Raw genomic sequence first — 19,064 nt, 5'->3', positions numbered from 1 at the left:
AATCGAAAAAAAAGAAAAGCAACAGGGGGAAACCATGTTATGGTAAAAAGGGTAAAATATATATTTATAATACTATTTTTAATTCTTCTAGTTATTCATTTAACCACTGAACTTAAATATGCTTTCGAAATACTTATGGCATTAGTAGCAGTTCAAATTATAGCCTACTCGATAGCCGAAAAAATTGATAATAAAAGACGAAATTAGCGAATAACAATAAATAGGCAAGCTAAGGTATATCCTAAGCTTGCCTATTTATTGTTCGTTAATATGATGTTATTACATAGACGGAAAATAACCATCCGCATCAAATTTCATTTCATGTAAGCCTTCTAATACCTCAATATTTTCCTTATCCTTCAGTTCATTGAAAATTACTTCTGATACAAACAGTTCGCCAATATGAAGGGTGTTTGGAATTCGTACAATTCTTGCGTCCTGTGCTGGCACACCCCAAGTAGCGCGTAGAGCAGCCTTCAACGCTTCACGATCGCTATCAAGGACAATTGGAATTTTAGCTCTATCTAAAAATGTACTTGTTACAACGTTTTCGTTCATTGTTTTTAAATCAATTTTGTCAAATAGCCGTTTCGTTGTTAAATCTGATAGGCCAATTCCTAATGCATTCCCATGGCTTGCCTCACTTAAATTCGAAGCGATAACATATTTTACACTAGGCTTTTCTGGCTCTTCAACACCTAATACACGGATTCGACCAATAATATTTGTGTCCATGCCGGTTCCGCTATAATTTTTACCGATTTCATCAACGACTAATATATCCATTTCGTCAACTGGAAGGCTTGGCATCAAAGCAAATGCACGTTTCAATAATTCTCTTTCGCGATTTTCAATTTCATCTGGATGGATCGCTTCAATGATTGCCGTTTCTTCATGGGCGTTTTCTACAATTGCTATCCCAAATAATGTATTTGAATTACCAATGGCTACTTTACCAACCTCAGGCATCATATCACGAATTCCTCTAATACCATATGTGTGAAGGGCTAATGCTTGCTTATGTTTCCCCATGCCAATCGATGCCATTTTTAAAATGCCACTTTCAATATCCTTTTTAAAATCAGTATGTGGCTTCACACGGCCCATTACAATAATACCATCGGCATGATATGCATGCTTATCAACATAAACGGGAATGCCTGCTGATGTTTTGCCAACCTCTACAACTTCCATGGACGAACGAATTTCGCATCCGGTAGATTCCTCTGTTACGCCAAGACCGTCCAGTACTTCAATTTGCCCTGCGGCAGTTGCTCCACCATGACTTCCCATTGCAGGAATGATGAATGGTGTTGCACCTCTTTTTTTAATTTCATCTGCTACACTTTTGACGATTAGTGGAATGTTAGCAATTCCCCGGCTTCCTACGGTAATCGCAATTTCCATGTCAGGCCCTATTTTTTCGTCTGCTTTTACATGGTTGAATTGTTCTGAAATGGTTCCAGTTATATCGTTCAGGCTTTCTACTTGGAATTTTTGTCTTATTTTTGCGAACTTCGGTAAAGACATTGACGTCACTCCTTCCATATTACTTTTATCCAGTTTTTAAGAAATATCCCTTGTAGTGGGTAGTGCATCTATTCTTCAACAAAATCTTTATGCAAGGAAAGCAAGAGGTCGATGTCAACCTCCTGCTTGATCATTTAGTATTAATTTTCGGGGGCTAGTTCAACCGCCATACGAAGCGCTTCTTTTAGGGATAGCTCGTCCGCAATATTTTTACCAGCGATATCAAAAGCTGTTCCATGGTCTACACTTGTACGGATTGTTGGAAGTCCAACTGTAATATTTACACCAGCTTCTAGACCTAGCACTTTAATTGGACCATGTCCCTGATCATGATATTGTGCAACAACGATGTCAAAGTCACCACGTTTTGCTCTAAAGAATAGTGTATCTGCTGGAAGGGGCCCTTGTACATTAATCCCTTCTGCTTGTGCTTTTTCAACAGCTGGAATAATTTTTTCTTCCTCTTCGCCATTTCCGAAAAGTCCATTTTCTCCAGCATGCGGGTTAATTCCACAAACAGCGATGCGTGGGGATTCAATTCCTGCTTTTTGCAACGTTTCATGCGCAAGCTTAATCACTGTATATTGACGATCAACATTATTGTTTTTGATAGCATCGATTAGACCAACATGTGTTGTTGCATGAATTACGCGTAACCCTGGAGCAGATAGCATCATTGCGAAATCTTTCGTGTTCGTTAGTTCTGCTAAAATTTCTGTATGCCCAGGGTAGATGTGACCTGCTTTATGAAGCGCTTCTTTATTTAAAGGCGCTGTACAGATCCCTTGGATTTTCCCTTCATTTGCATAAGCAATTGCCTTTTCCAAATAACGGAATGCAGCGTTTCCAGCTTCTGGTGAAACTTCACCCCATGGTAAATCGGCAGAAACTAAATCTAAATCAATAATGTCGATTGTGCCATATTCGTACGTTGCTTCCTCTGGTTGTGTAATGCTATTTATTTGAAGCGCTACATTGGTTACATCAAGTGCTCTTTTCAATATTTTTGCATCGCCAACTACAAATGGACGACATGTTTCATAGATATTTTTATCATTTAAGGATTTGACGATAATCTCAGGTCCTACCCCTGAAGGATCGCCCATTGTTATTGCAATACTTGGTTTTTTAGTGGCCATCATTATTTCCTCCTATTATCCTTTTCTTTTTCGCCAAGCCTATTGTAAAAGGCAATCATAAGCTTGACGTTATACGTTGTAAAAATCATTCATTACAGCTTATCGCATGTCCATGCACTTCCGTAACGGTTTGAAGCGCTTTTGAAAGTGCCTGTTCGGTACCAAATGCACCCGCCTTTGTTACAATCGGAATGCCGTCATACAATCCACCGAATAGCTTACCATATGGGATACCTGCTTCTACTTCACCAATGACTCGAATTCCTTCACCCTTTAATGCTTTACAGGCTGCACCTGCAATATCTCCACCAGTTAAAACAGCACCACAAATGTCCTTCGATTCAATTAACTGACCGGCAATGATTCCCATTGATTCGGCAATCGTATGCCCTACCTCAAAGTTTGATAAACTTAGTTCTCGTTTCAGTTCCTTCACTCGATTCATCGCCTCTTGCCCACGATCAGTCGTTATTACTAGATCACCTTTTCCCAGTAATTCTTGACCTGCTTGAACAACACGATCAATCTCGCGCTTTCGTTCCTCTTCATAAAAGAATGCTTCAGGAGAAATGACAATTTCTTCTACAGTATTCCCTTTTCGTAAATCCCGAATTTGTTGATGGGTAATTGTGTTCACACTGCCTGCTACCACCAATACTGGCGGTCGTTCATCTATTTGCTTGTTAAGTACTACCTCGTCATAGTTGCCTTTGCTTGAAAGGTGAGAGGCAACTCCTGCCGAACCAACCCAAAGGAAATTCTCTTCAAGCATTTCCGCGGCTTCCACAATTGACTTTAATTCTTCATCTGTTGTAGCATCTATAACGATAATTTTGGAAGGAGTATCCGCAGTTATCGCTATCATTTTTTCCAATAAGTGGTGTTTTCCTTTTTGAACATCCGAAATGGAGATCAATTCAATGTCCCGCTTGCTTTGCTCCTGCAATAATTTTGGAAGGTAGCTTTCTTTCACAGGACAGGAGGGGTCGTTTGCAATTTCCGATTCTGCTAATAGTACCCCATGCACATAGTGCTTACCATCCACGGTTGTTCGCTTGCTTTTTGGGAAAGCTGGTACGACAAATGACGTCTTAAATTGAAATACATCCATTACTGCATCAATTTCCTGACCGACATTCCCTCTCATCGTTGAATCGATTTTCTTAAACACTTTTGTTACGCCTAATTTGTTTAATTCTGTTGATAGATTGAAAACAATATCATAAGCTTTTTGAAAATCGAGGGCACGACTATCTGAATTTAAAACGATGACATCTTCACTTAAATGCACTGGCTGTAAGTGTGTATCTGAAAAAAGCACCGTTGTGCTTAACCCTTTTTTCGCAAACTGAACGCCTGTATCATTTGCACCTGTTAAATCATCTGCTATCACTGCCAGTTTCATTCTGTTTACCTCCCCTCTTAACAATCTCAGCATTTGCTTTTTTGCGTTTTCGCTTTATTTCTACTTATTGTCTATCGTATATCGCATTATATTTATTTCTATTATCTATTCTAATAACGCTTTCAATAACAATCATAAACCAAAACGTTGCATTTAGCAATGATTTGGTTTATTTATTTTTTAATTTCTATATATTGTTGTATTTTGCATCAGAAAGAGCATTTTTGCATAGAAAAACGCAAGCTATTATTTAAGCTTGCGCCATAAGGTCGATCGATTAATTCCTAAACGTTTAGCCGCTCTGGATTGATTCATTCCTTCATCTTCAAGGACTTTTGCAATCACTTCTTTTTCGATTTCTTCTAATGTACCACTAATGTCAATATACGATAATGCATCATTCCACCTTGCTTGATGTTCCAATCTCTTAAATACAATGTCCACTTCTGCTTTCTCAATATAATAGGATTGTGCCTCCAAAAATAATTGCTCCATTACATGCTTCAGCTGTGCCACATTTCCAGGCCAATCATAGTGGACAAGCTGCTCCAGTGCATCATCCCGAATCCCGACGACTTCATTGCCATACTTCGGATGCAAATCGGAAATAAATACGTGTACTAAATCCTCAATATCTTCTCTCCGTTCACGAAGCGGCGGTATTTGAATCTGTGATCGCGCTAACAATTGGTATAACGCACGATGAAAATCTCCATTTTTAATCTTTTTATCCATATTATCGGTTGAAGATACAAGCCATTGTGGTTTCTGTTCATTTTCATCCTGAAGGACACTTAATAATTCCTTTTGCATATAAGCATTCAGGTTGTCGATATGCTTTAAGAAAATCACTCCATTGGCGTACTTTTGAAAAAATCCCTCCTTCATGAGCTCCTTCAATTGCTCTGCACTTATCGTATCGCAATGCAATGTAATCAACAGTTCATCCGAAGCTTTCCTTTTTAAATAAATGGAATGGGCAACTAATTCCTTTCCATTCCCTTGCTCCCCGGAAATCCAGACAGGCTCATCACGTTTTCCGTATCGATTGATTTGATCCAATACCTTCTGGGTTGCCTGACTTTTTCCTGAAATTGGAGTCCGCGAAGGAGGCGTATGCAATTCAATTGCATTTTGCTTTCCATGCTCACTTTGCACAGTCGTTTGATTTGAATGCGCTTTTTCAAAAAATAATGCCGCTTCACCGTTGATCGGGCATGTTGTTATTTTCCAAAATTCATTATTAATGTAAAGGGTTTTTACTTGCTTTTTGTTTGTTAAGATTGTTTCCTGCATAAGTTTTTTTACATCGGTAGCATCGTCTAATTGCAACCAATGAAAATCGCTATGAAATCGTGCATTACCATACGTCATTTCCGCTGCTTGATTGAAAACCCCGATAGCCTGTTCATTACTATCAAGAATCGTTTGCATTAACGCAATATCCTGCTGTAGTCTTGAAAATAAACGATAGGATCTTCTTGTTTCTTCTAACGCATCCATAATCGCTTCTTTACCAGATGTAATCAGAACTCCTGTCATACCTAATTGTTTTGCAGCCTGCATCGTTATGACGTCTCCAATTACTACCTCATAGCCTTGCTTTTTTAAGGCCGTTAATTTTTCTTTTACTTCATTGTCTCTTGTAATCGTTAATGTCTTAACATCTAAATCCAGCAGCTTACATATTGTAGCTGCACCTTGGGTGATATTCGAAAATCCAACAATAGCAGCTTTGCCAGAAAATCCTTTTACAAGTGTTAAAATGCGTAATACATCGTAGCCAGAAACTTGAATATCGATTACCGGGATAGATACCGCCTCTTGTATCATTGAAGCCGTACCGCCACGACTGATAACAACATGGTAGCCTTCATTTTCAGCATTCTTTGCAATTGCGACACCTTCATATAAGTTACCTAATTCAATGTGTAATTCAATATCTTCTATTTCTTGACTGATATCTTTCATCATTTCAAGCAGTCCCTCATAAGGGACGATTACCAACGCTTTTATCATTTTACTTCACCTTCTGTCACTAAAATCAAGTTATGTATTTCTTTTATTTTTTAATTACAATGAGTTCTTAACCTAAACCTATTGTAGATTTCCCATTAAAAGTTCTAATCTAGTAATCTGTAAAGGAAGTGAATTCCGTTTCATTTTACTTACTTTAATAGTAGATAGTATGCAATTTGCAACACTATTAATTATAAGCCATATTCCCTCAAAGTAAAAGTAATTGATAAAGCGATTTCAATACTAATTGGAATACCAGCGTTCAAACGAAATCTGGAAGAACTGCATGTAAAAAAACAACCATTATATAGAACAGAATCTATAACATGGTTGTTTTGTTTTTTTAAATTATGATATCTAATAATAAAGTACATACTAGACCAGATACAGCAACGATTGTGGACAGTACGGTATATGTTCCAAATGCTTCTTTTAATGTCATACCCAGAGATTCTTTAACCATCCAGAAGCCGGCATCGTTAACATGTGATGCAATAGCACTACCTGCTCCTGTCGCAAGAGCAACTAGCTCTAGATTAACGTCGGGAATTCCAGCAAGTGAAGGTATAACCAATCCTGCTGTTGTTAGCGTTGCAACCGTTCCAGACCCTAAGCAAATACGTAATATTGCTGCGACCATCCAAGCAAAGAAGACCGGAGACATTGCAGATCCTGCAAAGATATCAGCAACATAATCACCAACACCACCATCAATAAGCACTTGTTTTAAAGCACCGCCACCACCGATGATTAGCAGCAGCATACCTAAGGCATTGATTGCGGAAGAACAAGAATCCATTAATGTCTTAATTGGAATATTTCTTCTCAATCCCATTGTATAAACTGCCAGTAATAAAGAAAGCAACATAGCAGTTGAAGAATTACCAATGAAACGAATCAAACTCACTAACATGTTATCGGAAAAGCCGAAGACCGGCTGAACCATATCAACGATAGCACCTAAAGCCATTAGAATAACAGGAAATAGTGCTGTAAATAAACTAATACCAAAACCAGGCATTTCCTCTAATTTAAATGTCTTTTGGACACCAAACGATGCACTGCCTTCTCTCGTAAATGCAGTCGGCACAATCTTTTTTGCAAGCTTCGGATACAAGATACCCGCAAAAATAACTGTTGGGATAGCGACTATAATTCCGTAAATTAGGACCAAGCCAATATTTGCACCATATTCCGCAGCTACTACGGTTGGGCCTGGATGCGGAGGTAAAAATGCATGCGTTGCCAATGCAGCAGTAACCATTGGTAGTCCTAGTTTAACAATAGAAACTTTTAATTCCTTTGCGATTGAGAATATAATCGGAACAAGTAATACAATTGCTACTTCAAGGAATAATGCGATACCAACTATAAATGAAGCAAATAATACAGCCCATTGAATTCTTTTTTCGCCAAATTTGTCAATTAGCGTTATTGCAATGCGGTTCGCTCCACCTGCATCTGCAATTAATCTACCAAGCATGGCACCCATACCAAAGATTAAGGCAATGTGACCAAGTGTTCCACCTAAACCGCTTTCAATCGACCCAACAACTTCCCCCATAGGCATTCCTAGCGCTAGGGCTACAATAAACGAAACAATAATTAATGAAACAAATGTGTTTAATTTAAATTTCATGATAAAAATAAGTAGTAACAGTACCCCTATTGCAACAATTAATAATGGCATATATTAGCCCCCCAATGTAATTTTTAGCAGTTCTGTTTGCTTTATATAAAGATATTGTAATTTGTTCCTTATAGATAGCAGCATCTCAGTGCGCTCCCACTATATACACTCTCAATAAATGACCAAACTCATTCATCTCAAACTCAATTGGCAGTGCTTACAAAATGAATTTAAAATAGAGAATCAGACTGCCTGCTTTTGTTCTCTGTTCGCCATTAGCGACGTACATAATCGCTATATGTGCTAAATCGCAACATTTTCCTAAGATACCAAGATAAAATTCACAACACTTCCTCTATTAACTGCCTGAAATAGTTTAGAAAGCATTAAACTGTTGTTTTTCGCATCAAAGTCATTTTATACTGTGTTTATATTCTTGTCAAGAGAATAAATAGAGTTATTTGTGTTTGTTTTTTCAACAGTTTTGTTAAATTAATTGGTAGAGAGGTATTCGTGTAGTGTTTATTCTGTACGGTATAAAATGAGCAGAATTATATTTCATAGCATCCGTTCGATAACAGCGTATAATAGGGTTAACGGAATTTTTCTTATTTACTCTTATATATGTACAATTTGTAATTTAGAAGGAGAGATTCAATTGAGGTGCGGCGAAAAGTGCTTTCTTGTGGAAGCTGAGATAGATGGAAAAAAACTGCTTAAAACGATAAATGCCAGAACACATGCAGAGGCAAGAAAAACCATCCGGAAAGAACATGGTGCAACAACACCTATCGTCACTGTGCGAGAAAAGAGAAGTAGTCGCTAAATTGCAGAGTAAGTTTATTTACAGAAGGTATTCTTCATTCTAGTCGGCTTAACAGTTATGCATTGAATTGTTGTAAGCCCAACCTGAAGCTTTTTGAGTTCGAATGTGTGCGGAATACTGAAGAAGCAGGGAATCTGTTTCTGATCCCCTGCTTCTCCATATCTAGAACTGTTTAATTCATTTATCCGCGTTTAAATAATATCTAATTGAAACTTAATATTTATAAGACTGTCCACCATCAATTGGCACAACAGCGGCATTAACAAATCCTGCATGGTCAGATAAAAGGAAGGCAGTTAAGTAGCCTACTTCTTCTGGTTTACCGAAACGTTTCATTGGGTTTGGTTCGACAAATGCTTTTCCAACTTCTTCCCAGCCATCTTCGCCACCCATTTGTTTTAATGATCCTTCAACCATTGGGGTCATAATTGCCCCTGGAGCAATTGCATTAATTGTAATACCGTATTGGCCATACTCAATTGCAGAGTTATGTGTTAATCCAACTACACCATGCTTACTAGCGGCATAGCCTGATTGGTTGCCAACACCACGAATGCCACCTACTGAAGCAGTATTTACTACGTGCCCGCTGCCATTTTCCTTCATCACTTTCAGAACATATTTTAAGCCATAGAATACACCATTCAGGTTAATATCAACAACTTTTTGGAATTCATCTGAACCGAAATCTTCTGTCAGGTTTTGTTTTCCTTCAATTCCAGCATTATTAAAGAATCCATCAATCGTGCCAAATGCTTCTACTGTTTTATCTACATATTTTTTTACTTCATCCTCATTAGCAACGTTCGCCGTTACTAGAAGAACTTCTGCACTAGGTGCTACCTCAAGTACTTCCGTTTTTGTTTCTTCTAATCCCTTTTCATTTAAATCAACTAAAGATAATTTTGCCCCTTCTTTAGCTACTTGTAATGCTACAGCACGACCTAGACCAGATCCTGCCCCAGTGATAAGTACTGCTTTCCCTTCGAACCTTTCCATATATGTCATCCCTCTCTGCTGTTTTTATATTCTAATACTTTTAATTTAATTATATTTAATTAAGGTATTTTGAATATAGTATAAATGTATCGTAATCATTTTATTTTGTCAATTTAAAGGTCCTGAGATTGACCCTTTATACTTTCTCCGTTTTAGTCAGGCGTATTCATTTTTGCACTATTTCTCTTAACGTTTTCGACCCGAGCAACGCCTATCAATGCTTGGATGGTTCTATTCAACTTACTTATGGGACAGTTTTGCATATGGAAAAACCCTGCCACTTCTATATAAAGTGACAGGGTAATTGATGATATTTATCATATTGACTTTAGATTGACGGCTTTTTTACTAATAACCATATAACTTCCGAATACAATGGTGAAAACACCAGCTAGAAACATGATAATTCCAAAAATATTTGTCGCAATTCCTTCAAACAGAAAGAACCTGACAAACTCTCCTATATCTTTATCCATCCCCGTAATCTCCTTTTTGGGAACGTAGGGTCAGGCTCATCGCTCCAAAACAAAAGGTAATTTGGGACAAGGAACTCAAAGAGAATCTTTGTCCCTTCACCCGCTACCCTGCTTTCACATCCGAATCCTCATTGTTGCCGGCTGCTTTATGTTTAATAAGTTGTCTTACAAACCATGCAAGTACAGCCAACCAAATAACCATTCCTAGAATCAGTGAAATACCATAGCTCAGATTAAATCCCTCTGGTGCGTAAAACCAATACGTACTTACTACCGCTGTCATGAACAATGCAGGAATACTGCAGATCCAATGAAACTTGTTATTTTTTAGAAGATACATGGCTGCAGTCCATAACATTACCGCAGCAACAATCTGATTAGATCCACCCACATAGCGCCAGAGGAAGCTATAATCAATCGTAGAAAGATATAGTGCTGGTCCTGCTATAGGAATAATAAGTAATGCTAACTTCCCTTTTCCTTTAAAGTCTTTTTTAGTTATTTGAGTCAATAATTCTGCAAGCATCATTCTTGAAGAACGTAGTGCCGTATCACCGGTCGTAATTGGAAGGACGACAATACCCAATATCGCAAGAATCCCGCCAAATGTCCCCAGTGTTGTTAGACTGATTTCATTAACAACTCCAGCAGGCCCTCCTGCGTTCAGTGCTGTCTGCAATGCACCAGTACTGCCAAAGAAGGTCATTCCTGCTGCTGCCCAAATCATGGCAATAACCCCTTCACCAATCATTGCTCCATAAAACACTTTTCTGCCTTCACTCTCTTTTTTCAAGGTTCGAGCTAGTATTGGACTTTGTGTACTATGAAATCCAGAGATTGCACCACAAGATATGGTTACCATTAATAATGGCCAAATTGGCATCTCTCCAGGATGTAAATTACTTAATGTTAAATTTGGGATTGAGTAATCAAAAAAGAACAAACCAATTCCAATCGACACAGCCATAAAAATTAAAATCGCTCCAAAAATCGGATAAACCCTTCCAATTACTTTATTAATTGGCAGAACTGCTGCAAGTACTAAATAAACGAATATAATAAGAAGCCATGTCGTAAAATTTAGTGGTGTTATTTGCGTCAGTAATTGAGCAGGTGCTGCAGTGAAAGCCGCCGCTACCAAAACCATTAGAAATATCGAAACGATTGTCGTGATATATTTTAAATTTTCTCCCAAATATTTACCGACAATTGTCGGAAATTGCGCTCCATTATGCCTAAGTGATACCATTCCGGAAAAGTAATCATGTACCGCTCCAGCAAAAATACAACCAACAACAATCCAGATAAATGCTACTGGACCATAAAGCGCACCCATTATTGCGCCAAAAATCGGACCGGTTCCAGCGATATTTAAAAGCTGAATTAAACTCGCTTTCCACCAACTCATTGGCATATAATCAAGACCATCATTGCTTGTATAGGCAGGCGTTGGGTTTTGGTCATTAATGCCAAAAATTCGTTCAACCACCTTCCCATAAACGATATAACCAACAATTAACAACACAATAGATGCTATAAAAGTAACCACCGCTGAACCCCCCTTTTTCTAAAAATTTAAATATAATAATATAATGGATAGTGTGAAAAATCAATGACTTTTGACATTTCTCTACAAATTTCTACTATTTCAAGTAAGTATTTGCCATATAACCAATTATCCAGTTATATAATCAAATATATTTCTTAATATCCAGTAAAGAGAGGTCAGCTTATAGTGCAGATGAGTTATTACACCCTAAAACGAATGGAGTGTAACAAAATTCACCCCTATCCCCAAATACAAAACATGGCCTTAACTCTATACTACCCAAGAGTTAAGGCCATGTTTTGATATTACTTTATTTTGCCAAACGAGCTCTTTCCAATGCGCTAATGTCAATTTTCTTCATTTTCAGTAGTGCTTCAGAAGCTCTGCGCGCCTCATCCTTTGGCCCATTAAACAAAACTTCATCAATGTTATCCGGAACAATCTGCCAGGAAACACCGAATTTATCTTTGACCCAACCGCATTGTTCCGATTCTGGTACGGCAGAAAGCTTGTCCCAGTAATAATCAATCTCTTCCTGGTCTTTACAATTAATAATGAAAGAAAATGCTTCATTAAAAGTAAAATCAACGTTCATTCCATTATCCATTGCTGCTATATTCATTCCAAAAAGATTGAAATCAGCATATTTCACGCTTGCCTCTGCTGATTGTGATTCTCCAGGTTCATACTTGCTGATTATCCCTGTTTTAGCGTTTTTAAATATTTTGGTGTAGAAGGTTACTGCTTCTTCAGCCCTGCCGCATGCATCCCCAGAGAAAAGCATGTTTGGCGTAATTTTCTGTGAAACCTGCTCTTCGTCTACAAGCATCAACTGCCAGGACAACCCATAGCGATCCTGCACCCAGCCATACAGCTTGCTAAACGGATATTCCCCAAGTGGCATTAATTCCGTGCCCCCGTCTGCTAATGCCTCCCATTTGGTGTTAACTTCTTCTTCGGTCACGCAAGCAACCATTAACGAAACAGTTGGGTTCAATTTGAAATATGGACCCGCACTTATTGCTTGAAATTCCTGACCAGCCAGTTCAAAGCTTACTATTTCAGAGTCACCAGATGGCGTGTCTCCAATAACAGCCACATGCAGTAATTTGGACTGATCAAATAAACCGATATAAAACGAAGCAGCTTCTTTTGCTTCTTTGTCATACCATAAATGCGGAACTATTTTTTGCATAAAATCCCACCAATATTTAGTGTATTTTACTCTGTATTCTAGTATTTCAAAAATGTCGTTGTTTCCCCACCATTATGAAAAACAGCTTTTAAATTTCTTGGGTAGAGATAGCTTCACTATATTTTTTAAAATTATCAAGTATCGCCTGCCACCCTGCTTTCTGCATCTCAATGGAATTGGTATTTTCAGCTTGGAATGTCTCCACTACCTTTGTGCCATTTTCCTGACCAATAAACGTAATTTCAACTTTTCTACCGTCCTCCAGCGTGTAAGAAATTAACTCATACTGCTTAACTTCATCATAAACGCCTGTGAAATCAAATCCGAAGCTGCCGTCTTTCGCTTCCATTCGTGTTAGGAAGTTACCTCCCGCTCTTAAATCGTTCTCTGCTTTTGGTGCATGCCAGTCATCAGAAGCATTGGACCATTGTGTGATGTGCTTTGGATTCGTCCAGCATTCCCACACTTTTTCAACTGGTTTTTGAACTGTTGTATCAACTGTTATGATTTCTTTCTTACTCGATTCCATTCTTAACACCCCGCTATTGTAGAATTAAGTTAATCATATATGTAAACGCTTTAATATTCAACTAGGATTCTAGATGAATTTCATTACATAAAATCATTTCCCCTAAATTCCTACATATCAAATTTAATCACAATAATTTCTAAGCTGATGGAAACTTCAAGAAGCTGTTCATCCTCATTCACAATGGTATGCAAATAATCCTTTCTATCCAACATACTTCCTAACAATTCGGTCGACTGATCCTCCATACGATTCACCAAACATGTTTAAATGAGCTAGTAGATAATATAGTTGATAAAGTTCTTTTCGTGTTTCATATTCCGGTGATAATGGAAACACAGAATGGTACGCATCATAAAAACGTTGTGAAAAACCTCCAAATAACTCTGTAAAAGCCATTTCAAACTCATGGTCTCCAAACAAAATGGATGGGTCGATTAAATAGGGTACTCCACCCTTACCAGTCATCCAGTTTCCTCCCCAGAGATCTCCATGTAATGTACTAGATTTAGGATTATTCGGAATCCATGTATCAAGTTTTTCTAGTAATCTCATTAGTTGTTTGTTTCGCTCTCCAGATATGCTTTTTTGTGATTGTCCTATTTTTATTTGCTGCAATAGGCGAGCATCACGATAATAAGTAAGCCAGCTATTGTGAAGATGATTGTCATGCATTAGCTTCCCGATATAACTTTTACCTTCCCATCCAAATCCAGGACCCTCACTTAAATGCAATGCTGCTAGACGCTCACCTAAGATCTCATCCGTATTATTTTCTTTCTTCCCTTCAATCCATTCTATAAATAGCATTGGTATTTGTGTTTCCTTATCCTTCTGCACACGATAAACAGCAGGAACATTTATCGCTCCTGTTTGACGAATGGCAGAAAGTCCTTCTGCTTCAAATTCGAAAAAGGAAACATCCATTTCTTTATTTAACTTAACAAAGTATTCTTGGTGTTTTGTTCGAACATAATATGCTTCATTAATATCCCCGCCAGTAACAGCATGAATTTCTTGAATTTGTTCTTCTTGGATTTGTTTTAACCCTTTTTGGATGATAGGTTTCATGGTATCGCTCCTTGCTTAAAGAAATCACTCATATATTCCGATTATACTTTGTTGTCCAGTAATACTAAGAAATCAACTTCACCAATAGCATACGTAGTTTTCCCTCTATAATATGTATAAAACTTCATATACAAAGGCTTATAAAAAACCGTATCTTAATGGATACGGTTTTTTATAAATAATCTGATGAATTGTAACCTCTATAGAATCGATAGACAGCAAAATGAAGCAAAATAATGACCAGGGTACACAATCATTAGTAAATTTTATTAATAAAATGATATGTGAAGGAAACAATATGAGACTTAAGCCGTCACTTTTCACTCAAAGTTTAAATCTGGTAGCGCCGTATAGGTAGCACGGATTTTCTGTCTATCCAATAACTAAGAAACTATTATTAGTTAAATTGTTTAGAAACCCTTAAAATTTCATCTTTATATAAAAGTATATCATTTACACTTTCTAATCTATGGGTAGTTTTTAATTCATCATTTAATTGGATATATTTATTACTTGTATTAAAACCTAATCTACAAATCCATTTACGTATATTATCATCTAATAGAACATTAAAATAGCTTTTGTTATCTCGATAGTAAACTCTACTTGCATCTATACTTTCTTTAAGCATCAATTTAATTAAAACATAACCTTCAATTTCCTCTTCAGTAGTTACAATTATTGGTTCATCTGCTACTTTTTCAAGTTCATCAATCAATTCTTCTTCATTTGTTGAAGCTACTTCTTCATTTATTTTTTCAGCTAAATCTGTCTCATTTCCATCGGTAGAACTTAAGGCCTTTTGAAGCTTATCATTTACTTTTTCATTAACAAATTGATTCAGAGACTTTTTTACTATATCTCTAAAATTATCGATTACTTTCTTCGTCTTTACACCTTGATATACATCACTTAAGACAAATTTTATAAACTCTTCATTAGGTTCATCCCATTGTTGAGTTAGAAAATTTTTAATTTCATTAGTATATTTTAATTCGGATGCAGTAGTTAATACATTTTCTACATTAAAAAAGTTCTTTCTAAATTTCGCCAATTCCAGAAAATGATTTTCTCTTAATTCAATTAAATTAAATATGAAAAAAGGCTTTTCATCCATTTTATTAGCTTCTTCTAAATCAGTGAAGAACTTGTATTCAATTCCATTTGTTAAAATTGCAAATTTAGCTTTAGTAGTCCCGAAATACCTAAATAATTGTGAATCATGCTTTTGCAATTTCTCATGTACACTTTTTGCTTCAATTAAAATTACTGGAGCCCCGTTTTCCATTATTGCATAATCAATTTTTTCGCCTTTTTTAATTCCAACGTCTGCTACGAACTCTGGTACTAATTCTTGAGGGTTAAAAATGTCATATCCTAGTGCTTGTATTAATGGCATTATTAAAGAAGTTTTTGTTGCTTCCTCTGTTTCAATGTTATCTTTTAATCTTTCAATTCTACTTGATAGCGTTTTAATCTGTTGAATAAAGGTTTCCATATTAATCCTCCATTTCTATAGATAAAATTCCCTATAAAAATTATAACAAATAACAGTATAATAATCTGTAAAATTCTATATATTTTGGCTTTTATTTCAATAATAGGATTGTTAAGGAATGAAATTTTAATTAACAGATTAAAAGTATAATCATTCTGGGTTAAAAATTACTTTTTTTGGTTTACTTTTCCGTTATTATTTATAGGTATCATCATAAACTTACTTCCACATCTTTTATTTATGATAAGCTTCTTCGTAATATATCTAAATGAGGTTTTTACTATCAATTAATTTATCTACCGAAAATTGAGGTGATTCATTCTAGATCCAACCTTTATCAACAGCGGTATTTACGGCTTGTTGTCTTGATTCTGCTTCAAGTTTCTGAATGGCAGAGGATAGATAGTTACGCACGGTACCTTTTGTTAAGAAAAGGGCAGTACTCATTTGGTTAGTTGATAAACCTTCTTTTGCAAGACGCAATACTTCTGTTTCTCGTTCACTTAATGGATTCTCTTCTTTCATAAAGAGTGCTGCTGCAAGGTCCATACTAATGACTCGCTCTCCATTTATGACTTTACGAATGGACTCAATAAGATAATCAATTGGCTCATCTTTTAATAAATAGCCATCTACTTTTGCATCCATTGCCTTTTGTAAATATCCGGGCCGTGCAAAAGTAGTAACAATAATAACTCTGCAAGAATTTAGTATTTTATGATTTCTTATTTTCTCCGCCAATTCTAGTCCATTGATAAAAGGCATTTCTATATCCAATAAACATACGTCTGGCTGTTTACTCTGAATCACTTCCCAAGCGTCTTGCCCATCGGATACTTCTGCCAACACTTCTATATCAGCTTCAAATTTTATTAATGCGGATAATGCCCCACGCAACATTTGCTGATCTTCTGCGATAACTACCCGTATCATAAAACAGGATTCCTCCTTTCTGTTTGAAAGATCGGAAGTCTCAAAGTAACATTGGTCCCGCCACTGCTTGAATTGGTCACCAGTGCTGTTCCCTGAACGGCTCCCATCCGCTCTTTCAACGATTGAATACCATTCCCAAACTCTTCCTTTTCTAGTCCAATCCCGTTATCTATTATTTTTATATACAAAATATTTTCAATCACTTCCAACCTTAATATACACTGACTTGCTTTACTATGTTTAATTATATTCGTCATTGCTTCACGAATTGAAAGGGCTATCATCGTCTGGCCGACACTTGGTAAAAGTGGAAGTTCGCCCTTTTTTTCTATTTCCAATTCAATGCCTATTGTCTCCATTAACTTTTGGGAATTCTCTATTTCACTCTCCAACGAGATGAATTTCATCTCTGAAACAGCTTCTCTTACTTGATTTAAAGCTCTTCTTGTCATCATTAGTATATCTTTCAATTCTTGCTTGGCTTCCATGGATTCTTTGTCTATTAATCTAGAAGTTAATTCACTTTTTAATTTTATCATTGTTAGAGTTTGCCCAAGTGTATCGTGAAGATCCCTTGCTATACGCTGCCTTTCCTCCTGTTGAATATACTTCTCAATTTGTATATTTGCTGCATCTAGTTCGCCTTGCAAGCCTTTTGCTTTTTCTTTAATGTAAATCAAGATAGGGAAGATTAATTGAAGGATCAAAATAGGGAGCAATATCATGTAGTCCTGTCTGACTAAATTGCCTCCGACTTTCCAATGAACAATGAGAAACATAATCGCAATAGCCATTATCCCTATAGCAATATGCAACTTTGACTTTGACCTTCCTATCAGGTCAGCGAATATAAAAGCAAATAATAAAATAGAAGGAGATGCTAAGACACCAAATAAAGTTATGATAGAGAGTCCCAGTAAAACTGCTGCCAATAAACGCCAATCCCTGTACCAAATTCCAATATAAAATGAGAAGATAAAAATCAGCAGAAGAGTGATATTTCCCCATATTCCAAAAATTGTTTCAGTACGCAAAACAATAAAGGTTAAAGACACAATGGCTATCATGTCGATAATCAAATATTGACTAATTTGTTCTCTAGGATATATTTTATTTTTCATTCCTTCTCCCTTCAGTTATTTAGACATGAGGGCCTTTACAGTATGTTGACGTACCATTTCCAATGGACCAGTCTTATAGATGTGTAGCCAAATGGATGCAAATACAATCTGTAATAATGAAATAATTAACCATAGCATTATTATTGTTAAGGTACCTACTTTTCCTCCAAGAGCTAATCCCCAACCATAAAAGATAATAGAGCTTAAAATATTTTGCATCAAATAACAGCTTAGAGACATTTTCCCTACATTTTCAAAACCGCGCCAGAGCCAGCCCCACTTCCAATATTCTACCATAATCGAAATAAATGAAATATAACCTAGCGATAGTAATGGAGCAAATAAGTACCGGACTGGTAAATCAAAAGCCCCTCCTGGGATAAAAATTAGCATATTTAAAGGCAATCCGAGAAATATACCTAATTTCAAGAGCTTGTTACGCTGTCTCTTTCCATTCTCGTCAGGAGAAAAAACTCCAGAACGCATGAGTAGAACTCCAAGTAAGAATAAAAAGACGTTCATAGGTATAATGAAAATGGCTTCCATTCTAAGTGGTAAAAAATTTAATAAACGATATTGAACTTGCTCCATCCAAGTTCCTCCATGATAGAGAGCAACTACACCATCAAAACTGCCTAACGATATATTCGCAAACAAGCCCGCTACAAACAAAAGCAATATGATAGCAGCATGAATACTCCCAATCAGCACCATGATTCTTTTCATAAAACGTTCTCCGCGCATTATAATGAACATTACAAAGATTGCCGTGACTCCATAACTCATTAAAATGTCATATTCCATGACCAAGGTATAATGGATGAGCCCTTCTATAATTAAGAAAATGGCGGTCCATACATAAACTCTAGGCCAAGCTCTTCCTTGTCTCATAGCTTGCTGATACTTCAGCTCCATCCCAACTCCAAACATTATGGTTAACAACCCTAATAGTTTTCCGTTGACTAGGAACAGCACAATCATCCTAATCAGATCCTCTGCCTGCCACCAACCAGAGTAATCTATGGTTGTGATATAAGTTAAATCTCCCAAGTGTGCAAAAATCCATATATTCGTTCCCAATGTCCCTAATACAGCAATTCCCCGCAAAATATCAAGTAAACGAATTCGCCCTTTGTTTTCCATT

16 protein-coding genes are annotated in these 19,064 nt (G+C 36.7%); 1 reads left to right on the top strand and 15 read right to left on the bottom strand.

Annotated features, from left to right (window positions below):
• Positions 1-279: 279 nt before the first annotated feature.
• The 5 genes from NYE61_RS14200 to NYE61_RS14180 all read right to left on the bottom strand — a co-directional run bounded on the left by NYE61_RS14200 (position 280) and on the right by NYE61_RS14180 (position 7,783).
• A complete protein-coding gene (locus NYE61_RS14200) occupies positions 280-1,530 on the bottom strand; it encodes a lactate racemase domain-containing protein (protein ID WP_303447113.1) in 1,251 nt (416 codons plus the stop codon).
• Positions 1,531-1,670: 140 nt separating this feature from the next.
• Positions 1,671-2,669, bottom strand: a complete 999-nt coding sequence (gene pdxA / locus NYE61_RS14195; RefSeq protein ID WP_303447114.1) for a 4-hydroxythreonine-4-phosphate dehydrogenase PdxA — start codon at positions 2,667-2,669, stop codon at positions 1,671-1,673.
• 85 nt (positions 2,670-2,754) lie between these two features.
• Positions 2,755-4,074: a four-carbon acid sugar kinase family protein gene (locus tag NYE61_RS14190; protein WP_303447115.1), complete on the bottom strand. Its 1,320-nt coding sequence runs from the start codon at positions 4,072-4,074 to the stop codon at positions 2,755-2,757.
• Between the two features lie 246 nt (positions 4,075-4,320).
• The gene (locus NYE61_RS14185; RefSeq protein ID WP_303447116.1) at positions 4,321-6,093 is read right to left on the bottom strand and encodes a sigma-54-dependent transcriptional regulator; all 1,773 of its coding nucleotides are present in this window, start codon (positions 6,091-6,093) and stop codon (positions 4,321-4,323) included.
• A gap of 343 nt (positions 6,094-6,436) precedes the next feature.
• Entirely contained in the window at positions 6,437-7,783 is a 1,347-nt protein-coding gene (locus NYE61_RS14180; RefSeq protein WP_095310102.1) for a gluconate:H+ symporter, read from the bottom strand.
• Positions 7,784-8,408: 625 nt separating this feature from the next.
• On the opposite strand from NYE61_RS14180, the gene NYE61_RS14175 reads away from it, so the two are divergent.
• The gene (locus NYE61_RS14175) at positions 8,409-8,549 is read left to right on the top strand and encodes a hypothetical protein (protein ID WP_251659779.1); all 141 of its coding nucleotides are present in this window, start codon (positions 8,409-8,411) and stop codon (positions 8,547-8,549) included.
• A 213-nt stretch (positions 8,550-8,762) separates the two neighbouring features.
• Here NYE61_RS14175 and NYE61_RS14170 read toward each other — a convergent pair whose 3' ends face one another.
• The 10 genes from NYE61_RS14170 to NYE61_RS14125 form a co-directional block, all read right to left on the bottom strand.
• Entirely contained in the window at positions 8,763-9,548 is a 786-nt protein-coding gene (locus NYE61_RS14170) for an SDR family oxidoreductase (protein WP_303447118.1), read from the bottom strand.
• Between the two features lie 317 nt (positions 9,549-9,865).
• Positions 9,866-10,024 (bottom strand): hypothetical protein, encoded by a 159-nt coding sequence (locus NYE61_RS14165; RefSeq protein ID WP_303447119.1) that lies wholly within the window; start codon positions 10,022-10,024, stop codon positions 9,866-9,868.
• Between the two features lie 103 nt (positions 10,025-10,127).
• On the bottom strand, positions 10,128-11,573 hold the full coding sequence (locus NYE61_RS14160) for a carbon starvation CstA family protein (protein WP_095310099.1): 1,446 nt from the start codon (positions 11,571-11,573) through the stop codon (positions 10,128-10,130).
• Between the two features lie 310 nt (positions 11,574-11,883).
• Entirely contained in the window at positions 11,884-12,768 is an 885-nt protein-coding gene (locus NYE61_RS14155; protein WP_303447120.1) for a VOC family protein, read from the bottom strand.
• A gap of 88 nt (positions 12,769-12,856) precedes the next feature.
• Positions 12,857-13,297: an SRPBCC family protein gene (locus tag NYE61_RS14150; RefSeq protein ID WP_251659769.1), complete on the bottom strand. Its 441-nt coding sequence runs from the start codon at positions 13,295-13,297 to the stop codon at positions 12,857-12,859.
• Between the two features lie 204 nt (positions 13,298-13,501).
• On the bottom strand, positions 13,502-14,368 hold the full coding sequence (locus NYE61_RS14145) for a fructosamine kinase family protein (RefSeq protein ID WP_303447121.1): 867 nt from the start codon (positions 14,366-14,368) through the stop codon (positions 13,502-13,504).
• 397 nt (positions 14,369-14,765) lie between these two features.
• The gene (locus NYE61_RS14140; RefSeq protein ID WP_118889336.1) at positions 14,766-15,866 is read right to left on the bottom strand and encodes a type I restriction endonuclease; all 1,101 of its coding nucleotides are present in this window, start codon (positions 15,864-15,866) and stop codon (positions 14,766-14,768) included.
• Positions 15,867-16,187: 321 nt separating this feature from the next.
• A complete protein-coding gene (locus NYE61_RS14135; protein WP_303447122.1) occupies positions 16,188-16,799 on the bottom strand; it encodes a response regulator transcription factor in 612 nt (203 codons plus the stop codon).
• On the bottom strand, positions 16,796-17,920 hold the full coding sequence (locus NYE61_RS14130) for a sensor histidine kinase (RefSeq protein ID WP_303447123.1): 1,125 nt from the start codon (positions 17,918-17,920) through the stop codon (positions 16,796-16,798). The genes NYE61_RS14135 and NYE61_RS14130 overlap by 4 nt, the downstream gene beginning before the upstream one ends.
• Before the next feature lie 15 nt (positions 17,921-17,935).
• Positions 17,936-19,063: a DUF418 domain-containing protein gene (locus NYE61_RS14125; protein ID WP_303447124.1), complete on the bottom strand. Its 1,128-nt coding sequence runs from the start codon at positions 19,061-19,063 to the stop codon at positions 17,936-17,938.
• Position 19,064 lies beyond the last annotated feature (1 nt).

The organism is Oceanobacillus sp. FSL W7-1304, assembly GCF_037969805.1.
Lineage (GTDB): Bacteria > Bacillota > Bacilli > Bacillales > Amphibacillaceae > Oceanobacillus > Oceanobacillus profundus.
The sequence above is the reverse complement of the archived record's forward strand: the minus strand, read 5'-3'. Positions and strand labels throughout refer to the sequence as shown.

Bases quoted from the DNA above. Each gene is read 5' to 3' on its own strand.
- NYE61_RS14200 (WP_303447113.1), bottom strand. From the start codon at position 1,530: ATGTCTTTACCGAAGTTCGCAAAAATAAGACAAAAATTCCAAGTAGAA.
- pdxA (WP_303447114.1), bottom strand. From the start codon at position 2,669: ATGGCCACTAAAAAACCAAGTATTGCAATAACAATGGGCGATCCTTCA.
- NYE61_RS14190 (WP_303447115.1), bottom strand. From the start codon at position 4,074: ATGAAACTGGCAGTGATAGCAGATGATTTAACAGGTGCAAATGATACA.
- NYE61_RS14185 (WP_303447116.1), bottom strand. From the start codon at position 6,093: ATGATAAAAGCGTTGGTAATCGTCCCTTATGAGGGACTGCTTGAAATG.
- NYE61_RS14180 (WP_095310102.1), bottom strand. From the start codon at position 7,783: ATGCCATTATTAATTGTTGCAATAGGGGTACTGTTACTACTTATTTTT.
- NYE61_RS14170 (WP_303447118.1), bottom strand. From the start codon at position 9,548: ATGGAAAGGTTCGAAGGGAAAGCAGTACTTATCACTGGGGCAGGATCT.
- NYE61_RS14165 (WP_303447119.1), bottom strand. From the start codon at position 10,024: ATGGATAAAGATATAGGAGAGTTTGTCAGGTTCTTTCTGTTTGAAGGA.
- NYE61_RS14155 (WP_303447120.1), bottom strand. From the start codon at position 12,768: ATGCAAAAAATAGTTCCGCATTTATGGTATGACAAAGAAGCAAAAGAA.
- NYE61_RS14150 (WP_251659769.1), bottom strand. From the start codon at position 13,297: ATGGAATCGAGTAAGAAAGAAATCATAACAGTTGATACAACAGTTCAA.
- NYE61_RS14145 (WP_303447121.1), bottom strand. From the start codon at position 14,368: ATGAAACCTATCATCCAAAAAGGGTTAAAACAAATCCAAGAAGAACAA.
- NYE61_RS14140 (WP_118889336.1), bottom strand. From the start codon at position 15,866: ATGGAAACCTTTATTCAACAGATTAAAACGCTATCAAGTAGAATTGAA.
- NYE61_RS14135 (WP_303447122.1), bottom strand. From the start codon at position 16,799: ATGATACGGGTAGTTATCGCAGAAGATCAGCAAATGTTGCGTGGGGCA.
- NYE61_RS14130 (WP_303447123.1), bottom strand. From the start codon at position 17,920: ATGAAAAATAAAATATATCCTAGAGAACAAATTAGTCAATATTTGATT.
- NYE61_RS14125 (WP_303447124.1), bottom strand. From the start codon at position 19,063: ATGGAAAACAAAGGGCGAATTCGTTTACTTGATATTTTGCGGGGAATT.